General features: G+C 60.3%; 4 protein-coding genes and 1 pseudogene. 2 read left to right on the top strand and 3 right to left on the bottom strand.

The window, feature by feature from the left end:
- Together NA8A_RS24130 and NA8A_RS24120 are read left to right on the top strand one after the other, a co-directional pair.
- On the top strand, positions 1 to 576 hold a 576-nt coding region (locus NA8A_RS24130; protein ID WP_009453066.1), incomplete at its 5' end, for an SOS response-associated peptidase.
- A 232-nt stretch (positions 577 to 808) separates the two neighbouring features.
- Positions 809 to 1,093: a hypothetical protein gene (locus NA8A_RS24120; protein WP_009453064.1), complete on the top strand. Its 285-nt coding sequence runs from the start codon at positions 809 to 811 to the stop codon at positions 1,091 to 1,093.
- A gap of 257 nt (positions 1,094 to 1,350) precedes the next feature.
- Here NA8A_RS24120 and NA8A_RS24115 read toward each other — a convergent pair whose 3' ends face one another.
- The 3 genes and pseudogenes from NA8A_RS24115 to NA8A_RS24110 all read right to left on the bottom strand — a co-directional run.
- Positions 1,351 to 1,710 (bottom strand): hypothetical protein, encoded by a 360-nt coding sequence (locus tag NA8A_RS24115; RefSeq protein WP_009453063.1) that lies wholly within the window; start codon positions 1,708 to 1,710, stop codon positions 1,351 to 1,353.
- Positions 1,711 to 1,845: 135 nt separating this feature from the next.
- Complete coding sequence (locus NA8A_RS24965) at positions 1,846 to 2,100, bottom strand: hypothetical protein (protein ID WP_086006193.1); 255 nt, start codon at positions 2,098 to 2,100, stop codon at positions 1,846 to 1,848.
- Positions 2,100 to 2,288: pseudogene (locus NA8A_RS24110) on the bottom strand (glycoside hydrolase family 108 protein); the annotation flags it as partial. The pseudogene NA8A_RS24110 and the gene NA8A_RS24965, both read right to left, overlap by 1 nt.

The raw sequence follows: 2,288 nt of genomic DNA, 5'->3' as shown, positions 1-2,288 counted from the left end.
AACGAGCCATCCCTGCAGGTCTATCCCAATCGATATGCGCCGATTGTGCGCGTGGGAGAGGATGGCGAACGTGAGCTCGTGCGCGCCCGCTGGGGCATGCCGACGCCACCGATGTTCGTCAAGGGAGCACACGACAGCGGCGTGACCAACATTCGCAATGTCAGCTCCGCTCACTGGCGCCGCTGGCTCGGGCCCGAATATCGTTGCCTCGTGCCAGCGACCAGCTTTGCCGAGCCCGACCCGGCGAACAAGCCGGAAGGCGGTCGCACGCCGGACGCATGGTTCGCCTTGAACGAAAGTCGGCCGCTCTTCGCCTTCGCCGGCCTATGGACGAAATGGCATGGCAAGCGCATGGCGCGCGAGGAACCCGCCGACCACGAGATTTATGCGTTTCTCACCACGGAGCCGAATGGCATCGTCGCGCCGATCCACAAGAAGGCCATGCCAGTCATCCTGACCACCACCGAGGAACTGGACACCTGGTTGCGCGCACCATGGGACGAAGCAAAGGCCCTGCAACGTCCCCTGCCCGACAACATGCTGAAAATTGTCGATAAGCCGGACCTGCCTGAATGATCGTCCCGCCACAGCGAATCAAAGGTGATCCTGATCGGCGCATAGAGTGTCAGGAAGCCTTGGAGAGAGAGTTTCAGGCGCTTGCGCAGCGAGCCATTGGCGCCGGATGGAGCGAGCCCGAGATAGATTTCTCCCTGCTTTGCCTGTCCATGTCGGAGATCCGCCGCAAAAGCTGCAACGCGGAGACGGACAGGCAGATTCGGGAAGCCATAAGACTTGTGGAGGGGGAATTGTGACTGACAAGATCGGCAAACAGCTTCTCGAAGCCGCAGCCAATTTCGAGCGCTTTGAGCCGGGAGAGGTCAAAGCACTTCTCAGACGCGCTGCGATCAGGATTAGCAATGCTCGCAGCCCAAGAAACAAGGCGACGTTACTACCCGAAGTGGCCGAGGTGATAAGCGACTACGCTGAGCATCAGGGCCTCACAATCGATGAAGCTGTAAATGCGGCACTTCTCGATTGGGCCTCCGGGCATGGAATGATCGAAATTCAGGATTTGGGAGACGAAGAAGAATAGGCAGGAGGGTTCAATGGGTTTCAAGCCGCCCCGCTGGGAACGCAACGAGATGGATGTGCTACTGCTTATAATTGGGCTGGTCATAACAATTGCTGGCGCAGTGATTGTCCTCGCGTTTTTCGGTCTGATGCGCACAGGGACGTAAACCGGAGCCACGAACACAAAAACCCCGCCAGCCGAAGCCAGCGGGGCGATCCTTGTCTACCAGTTCAGTGGGCAAATGATACTTAATCCGCGTTGAGTATCATTGCGAGAAGTTAAGGCGGTGGTCGCCCCGTCATCGCGTACCATGCCGCAGTTGCCCCGGCCGCCGCCGAGATCAGCGCCTTGCCGATCGACCAGAGTGTCTGCCCAAGCCGCCCGGCGAACACGACGCGGTCACGCACCCGCTCAAGCTCTTCGGTAGTCGGGCGAATCGATTCCACGCTCTTCTCGACGGCCGCCAATCGATGCGTGATGCCGATGATCTCGCGTTCGGTTCGCTCCTGGGCCTCATAGCTCCGCCGCCGCCCTTCCGATGCCGATTTCTGATCCTCGGCGATTGATGCCAGAAGCCGCTCGATGGAATTGAGACGCTCATCGAGACGCGCCACCTGTGCTTCTGTGCTGCCTGGCATTATCCCCTGCCCTATTTCCAGCAGCCCTGCCGGGCCCCGAATGTGTTGTGAGCGGCTACACCTTCCGCGAAGGGCCGATCATTCCGGATGATGAAGGTGCGGGTGGATGCCGAGGGTGACAGCTTTTTCCACCCGTCACAGATCGAGGCCGGCGCATTCGTCTGGCAGCCCGCCAAGAGCCCGACAAAGGGCAGCAGCATCCATGCCTTGGATTTGTTCATCGGTCGCATTCCTTTCGCGCAGAGCTTCGACGGATCGTGAGAGGATGGCCTGTCTTTCCGACGCAGCGCCCCAGTGGTGGCCGAAAGCGTAGACGCCAGCCAAGAGAGCCGCCGCCGCCAGAACACCGCCCACGGCCTTCCCTATGGGTGAGAGGATGAAGGCAAGCATCACGCCAGACCCTCGCGAACCTTCTTGATCGCGCCGACGATCTGGTTCTGCAGCAACACGATCAGAAGCAACACCAGAATTGCCGCCCCTGCGATCACTGCGAGCGTCTGCCAGTCGACACCCCATAAGAGCCCACCGCCGACGCCGCCTGCGCCGAAGAAGCCTGTGAGCTTCTGCCAGAGCCCGGT

Source organism: Nitratireductor indicus C115 (genome assembly GCF_000300515.1).
Lineage (GTDB): Bacteria > Pseudomonadota > Alphaproteobacteria > Rhizobiales > Rhizobiaceae > Nitratireductor > Nitratireductor indicus.
This window is presented reverse-complemented; position numbering and strand designations above follow the sequence as displayed.